This window comes from Cellulomonas septica (assembly GCF_012396155.1).
Lineage (GTDB): Bacteria > Actinomycetota > Actinomycetes > Actinomycetales > Cellulomonadaceae > Cellulomonas > Cellulomonas septica.
Genome location: NZ_JAAXOY010000180.1, coordinates 1 through 5,742, shown reverse-complemented (window position 1 = coordinate 5,742; position 5,742 = coordinate 1). Strand labels below are relative to the sequence as shown.

Annotated in this window: 6 protein-coding genes and 1 pseudogene; 2 read left to right on the top strand and 5 right to left on the bottom strand. The window is 75.4% G+C overall.

All coding sequences use genetic code 11. The annotated features are described in order from the left end of the window. The coding region (locus HGA02_RS08775; protein ID WP_168678691.1) for a hypothetical protein at window positions 1–363 on the top strand (363 nt) is incomplete at its 5' end. 9 nt (window positions 364–372) lie between these two features. Continuing rightward, the gene (locus HGA02_RS08770) at window positions 373–1,140 is read left to right on the top strand and encodes an Fpg/Nei family DNA glycosylase (RefSeq protein ID WP_168678690.1); all 768 of its coding nucleotides are present in this window, start codon (window positions 373–375) and stop codon (window positions 1,138–1,140) included. A gap of 166 nt (window positions 1,141–1,306) precedes the next feature. Here HGA02_RS08770 and HGA02_RS08765 read toward each other — a convergent pair whose 3' ends face one another. The 5 genes and pseudogenes from HGA02_RS08765 to HGA02_RS08750 form a co-directional block, all read right to left on the bottom strand. Continuing rightward, window positions 1,307–1,648 carry a helix-turn-helix domain-containing protein gene (locus HGA02_RS08765; RefSeq protein WP_124344347.1) on the bottom strand — a complete coding sequence of 114 codons (342 nt, stop codon included), beginning with the start codon at window positions 1,646–1,648 and terminating at the stop codon, window positions 1,307–1,309. Between the two features lie 164 nt (window positions 1,649–1,812). Then, window positions 1,813–2,937, bottom strand: coding sequence for an AAA family ATPase (locus HGA02_RS20870; protein WP_484482045.1), 1,125 nt, complete (start codon window positions 2,935–2,937; stop codon window positions 1,813–1,815). 30 nt (window positions 2,938–2,967) lie between these two features. Then, window positions 2,968–4,134 (bottom strand): annotated as a pseudogene (locus tag HGA02_RS20865) (MFS transporter); the annotation flags it as partial. 181 nt (window positions 4,135–4,315) lie between these two features. Then, window positions 4,316–5,386: a non-homologous end-joining DNA ligase gene (gene ligD / locus HGA02_RS08755; RefSeq protein WP_168678688.1), complete on the bottom strand. Its 1,071-nt coding sequence runs from the start codon at window positions 5,384–5,386 to the stop codon at window positions 4,316–4,318. A gap of 94 nt (window positions 5,387–5,480) precedes the next feature. Next, window positions 5,481–5,742, bottom strand: a 262-nt coding sequence (locus HGA02_RS08750) for a helix-turn-helix domain-containing protein (RefSeq protein ID WP_210728345.1), incomplete at its 5' end; no start/stop codon positions are given.

Below are 5,742 nucleotides of genomic sequence, written 5' to 3'. Positions count from 1 at the left end.
GTCGAGCGCGACACCCCCGGGTCGGCGGACGCCGCACGGCCCGCGCCCACGCCCGGACGCCACCGGCCGGGCCGCAAGGCGGGTGCCCTCGTCGTCCTGGTCGACGGCGCGCTCGTCCTCTACCTCGAACGGGGCGGCCGGACCGCACTGTCGTTCGCGTCCGACGTCGCCGTCCTCGAGGCCGCCGCCCACGGGCTCGCCGAGGCCGTGCGCACGCGCCACTCGGGACGCCTCACGGTGACGCGTCTCGACGGTGCCGAGGTCCTCGCGGACGGCGCGCTGCACGGGCCGGTGGGCCAGGCGCTCGTCGCGGCCGGGTTCGCGCCGACACCGCGCGGGCTGCGGCTGCGCGGGCAGTCGTGAGGACCGCCGATGCCCGAGGGTGACGTCCTGCGTCGCACGGCGGCCCGCCTGAACGCCGCGCTGGTCGGGGAGCCGCTCGTGCGCGCCGAGCTCCGGTGGCCGACCGCGGCGGGCGTCCACCTCGTCGGGCGGACGGTGCTCGGCACCACGGCGTACGGCAAGCACCTGCTCACGCGGTTCGACGACGGGCGCACGCTGCACACGCACCTGCGCATGGACGGGACGTGGCGGGTCGCGGCCACGGGGTCACCGCAGGCGCAGGCGCGTGCGCCCCAGATCCGCGCGGTGCTCGCGACCGAGCGGTGGACCGCGCTCGGACGCCTGCTCGGGATGCTCGACGTCGTCGCCACGCGCGACGAGCACACGCTCGTCGGGCACCTCGGCCCGGACGTCCTCGACGACGAGTTCGACGTCGAGGAGGTGCTGCGCCGCTGGGCCGACCGCGGCGCGACGCCCGTGGCGGAGGTGCTGCTCGACCAGACTGCCGTCGCGGGGATCGGCACGATCTTCATGGCGGAGTCGCTCTTCGCGGAGCGCGTCTGGCCGTGGACCCCCGCGGACCAGGTGCCGGACCCGGCGCGCGTCCTCGGGACCGCCCGGCGGCTCATGCAGCGCTCGGTCGCGACGGGGCGTCCGGACGAGCGGGTGCACGGGCGACGTCAGCGGCCGTGCGTGCGGTGCGGGACGCCGATCGCGCGGGGCACGGCCCGCAGGCCACCGATGGAACGGCCGGTCTTCTGGTGCCCGCGCTGCCAGGCGCGGCCGACGTCGTCGTAGCGGCCGTTTTCACCCGGGCGTGACCACACTCCGGACGCGTGCGTCACCCGCCCGGCGCAGCGTGGCGCGGCGTCGTGCACGCGGGAACCACCCGTGCGGCGACATGGCACGGTCCGCGGACCTGAGGTCCACGGACCGTGAGCCCGGCAGCGCCGGGACGGCGGGGCTACCCGATCGGGGCGAGCTCCGCGCGACCGCGCTGCCAGCCGTTGTCGGCGCTGCCGCCGACGGACGCGGCGAGGTCGGCCGGGACGGTGTCGGGGATCAGCAGACCCTCGGCCACCGCGACACGGTCGCTGACCTCGCGCAGCACGAGCGACATCGGGACGTCCAGCGCCTCGCAGATGCTGTTCAGCAGCTCCGACGACGCCTCCTTCTGCCCTCGCTCGACCTCGCTGAGATAGCCCAGCGAGACACGGGCCGCGGACGACACCTCACGCAGGGTGCGCCCCTGGCGCTGACGAGCGTCCCGCAGGACGTCGCCGATCTCTCGACGTAGCACAACCATCCGGGCTCCCCCTCTCGCGTCGCGTGCCGGCCCATCGCTCGGCGCCGGGACCCGCGAGGGACCCGTCACCACTGCACCCGGCTTCGTCTGCGCCGGGAGACTCCCACCGTACCGCGCACCTCCCGCGCGCGCGGGCGTGCGTCGGGCCGGGGGTCGAGTGCTCATCACGTGGTGTGCAACGGTCCTGGGGCCCCGGGTGTTCCCGACCCTGGCGCGTGTCCGACGAGCTCGTCGAGCGCGAGGCCGAGCACCGTGCGCACGGCCGCGGCCCGCACCGCGGGCCGGTCACCGTCGAGGTGCACCGAGCGCACGGCCGCACCGGACGGCGTGACGACCGCGACGTGCACCGTGCCGGGCGGGTGACCGTCCTGCGCGGTCGGGCCGGCGACACCCGTCGTGGCGAGACCGACGTCGGCGCCGAGACGCGCACGGACCCCGGTCGCCATGGCGATTGCGACATCCGGGTCGACAGCGCCCCGCGCCGCGAGCAGCGCGGTGTCGGCGACGGGCCGCACCCCGGCGGCCGTGAGGTCGCGCGGGTCGAACCCGCCCGCGTGGCGGACCAGGACCTCGACCTCGTCCTCGCGCTCGGGCAGCGGCAGGGTCAGCTTGAGCAGGAACCGGTCGAGCTGCGCCTCGGGCAGCGGGTAGGTGCCCTCGTACTCCACCGGGTTCTGCGTCGCGATCACGAGGAACGGGTCCGGGAGCGGGCGCGGGGTGCCGTCGACCGACACCTGACGCTCCTCCATCGCCTCGAGCAGCGAGGCCTGCGTCTTCGGGGGCGTGCGGTTGATCTCGTCCGCGAGCAGCAGGTTCGTGAAGACCGGGCCCTCGCGGAACGAGAACTCGGCCGTGCGCGCGTCGTACACGAGCGAGCCCGTGACGTCGCCCGGCATGAGGTCGGGCGTGAACTGCACGCGCTTCGTCGACAGGTCGAGCGCCGCCGACAGCGACCGGACCAGCAGCGTCTTGGCGACGCCCGGGACGCCCTCGAGCAGCACGTGGCCGCGGCACAGCAGCGCGATGACGAGGCCGCTGACCGCGGCGTCCTGCCCGACCACGGCCTTGGCGACCTCGAGCCGGACGTCGGCGATCGACACGGACTTGTCGAGGCCCTTGACCATGTCGACGACCGCGAGCGCGGTCACGGACACCGCGGTCAGCGCCTCCATCTCGACGCCCGTGCGGTCGGCGGTGCGGACGGTCGCCTCGATCGCGACGCCGCCGTCCTCCACGCGCAGGTCGACCACGACGCCGTGCACGCCGATGACGTGCGCGAGCGGCAGCAGCTCGGCCGTGCGCTTGGCGGCGGCGATCCCGGCGACGCGCGCGACCGCGTTGTTGACACCCGACGCGACCCCTGCGAGCCGGTCCGGCGCGGACGCCAGCGCGGTCGTCGTGAGCGGCGCGACGACCGCCGCGAGGCCGAGCCCGAACAGGAGCACGCCCGGGAGGACGGCCGTCAGGTACGGCGCCGACGGGCCGATCCCGGCGAGCAGCACGGTCGCGCCGGCGCAGACGAGCGGCCCGACGGTCATGGGCAGGCGCGGTCCGAGCCGCACGCCGAGCGCGCCGGACGTCGACGACAGCAGCAGGAGGAGCAGCGTGACGGGGACCGGTGCGAGGCCCGCGGCGAGCGGCGAGTAGCCCGACACCACCTGGAGGGTGACGACGAGGAAGAAGAAGACACCCGACAGCGCCGCGTACACGACGAGCGTCGCCGCGTTGGTGCCCGCGAAGGGGCGCCAGCGGAACAGTCGCGGCGGCACGAGCGGCGCCGCCGCGCGCGACTCGACGACCACGAACGCGACGAGCGCGAGCACGCCCGCGGCGAGCACGGCCGCGACCGCGGGCCGCAGGGAACCGTCCTCCGTCCACGCCGTGAAGGCCCACGTGAGGGCTGCGAGGCCGAGGGCGGCCAGCGCGGTCCCGGCGACGTCGAGCCGGCGTACCGCTCCCGGGTCGAGCGTCTCCGGGACGGCCTTCAGCGCGACGACCACCACGACGGCCGCGATCGGCAGGTTGATGCCGAACACCCACCGCCACGACGTGACCTCGACGATCCAGCCGCCCAGGAACGGTGCGACCGCGCCCGCGATCCCGCCGAGCCCCGACCACGCGCCGATGGCGCGGCCGCGGTCCTCGCCCGCGAACGTCGACTGGATGATCGCGAGCGAGCCGGGGGTGAGCAGCGCGCCGCCGACGCCCTGCAGCGCGCGGGCCGCGACGAGCAGCCCGACGGTCGGCGCGAGCGCGCACGCGAGCGACGCGACCGCGAACCACACGACCCCGACCAGGAACACGCGCCGGCGCCCGAACCGGTCGCCCAGCGACCCGCCGAGCAGCAGGAACGCGGCGAGCGTCAGGGCGTAGCCGTTGACGGTCCACTGCAGGTCGGCGGTCGTCGCGTCGAGCTCGTCGGCGATGCGCGGCAGCGCGATCGTGACGACGGTCGCGTCGATGAACGCGATCGCGGACCCCAGCACGGTCGCGACGAGCACCCACCGCCCCCGCGCGGACCGGTACTCCACGACGGTCGAGGTCGGCGGTGCGGACGCGTCGGCGCGCGCCGCCGCCCCGTCGCGCGTCGACGGCTGCGACGGCGCGGACGACGCCCCGTGCCGCGGCGTGTCCGTCGGAGGGTCGGGCCGGGTCGGCCCGGTGTCGTCAGCGCGGCCTGTCACGGTCGCGGCTCGGCTGCACGCGCTTCGGCTCGCCGGGCATCTTCGGGTACTCGGGCGGGTAGGGCAGGTCGCCGTGGCCGTCGTCGCGCTCCTGCTTGTCGGCGAGCTCGAGCAGCGACTCGATCGAGTACCGCGGGGCGGCGCGCGCGACGAGCGGGGCGAACAGGTCGCCGACCTCGGCGAACCGCGCCGGCATGGTGGTGACGTCGAAGTCGTCGGGGTGCACGTCGCCGACCTCGTCCCAGCGCAGCGGGGCGGACACGGTCGCGCGCGGGTTGGTGCGGATCGAGTAGGCGGACGCGATGGTGCGGTCGCGGGCCATCTGGTTGTAGTCGACGAAGATCTTCTGGCCGCGCTCCTCCTTCCACCACTTCATCGTGACCTGCTCGGGCATGCGCCTCTCGAGCTCGCGGCCGAACGCGATGGTCGCCCGGCGCGCGTCGGTGAACGACCAGCGCGGCTCGATCGGCACGAAGACGTGGATGCCGCGGCCGCCGGACGTCTTGGGCGTGCCCTCCATGCCGTGCTCGGCGAGCAGCTCGCGCACGTGCGGGGCGACGCGTGCCGCGTCGGAGAAGTCGGTGCCGGGCTGCGGGTCGAGGTCGATCCGGATCTGGTCGGGGGAGTCGACGTCGTCGCCCAGCACGGGCCACGGGTGGAACGTGAGCGTGCCGAGGTTGGCGGCCCACGCGACGACCGCGAGCTCGCTGGGCGCGACCTCGTCGGCGGTCCGGCCGCTGGGGAACGCGATGCGGGCGGTGCGCACGTAGTCGGGGGCGCCCTGCGGGACGCGCTTCTGGTAGAACGCGTCGCCCGTCGAGTCCATGCGGGTCGCGAGCTTCGCGCCCTCGAACACGCCCTTGGGCCAGCGCTCGAGCGTGGTCGGGCGGTCGAGCAGGGCACCCAGGATCCCGTCGCCCACGGCGACGAAGTACTGGACGACGTCGAGCTTCGTCAGGCCCCGCTCGGGGAAGTACACCTTGTCGGGGCTGCTGACGCGGACCGTGCGGCCGCGCACGTCGAGCTCGACCGCGGGCGTCTTCGACGGTGACATGGGGCCCACGCTAGAGCCGGCCCCCGACACGCGCCCGTGCAGGTGGGCGCGTCGCGCCGCCCGCCCGCCCATGGGCATGACGCGGGCGGCGCGGTCAGACGTCCGTGCCGATGAGCCCGCGCTGGTGCGCGACCGACACGGCCTCCGCGCGCCCCGACACCCCGAGCTTCGCGAGCAGGTTCGAGATGTGCACCGACACCGTCTTGCCGGAGATGAAGAGCTTCTCCCCGATCTGCCGGTTCGACAGGCCCTGCGCGACGAGCCCGAGCACCTCGACCTCGCGCGCGGTCAGCACGTCGGCGCCCGCGACCCGCACGCCGGGCAGGTCGAGCCGTCCGCGCCGCGCGAGCCCGCGC

Coding starts and splice junctions, on each gene's coding strand:
- HGA02_RS08770 (WP_168678690.1), top strand. CDS start 373: ATGCCCGAGGGTGACGTCCTGCGTCGCACGGCGGCCCGCCTGAACGCC.
- HGA02_RS08765 (WP_124344347.1), bottom strand. CDS start 1,648: ATGGTTGTGCTACGTCGAGAGATCGGCGACGTCCTGCGGGACGCTCGT.
- ligD (WP_168678688.1), bottom strand. CDS start 5,386: ATGTCACCGTCGAAGACGCCCGCGGTCGAGCTCGACGTGCGCGGCCGC.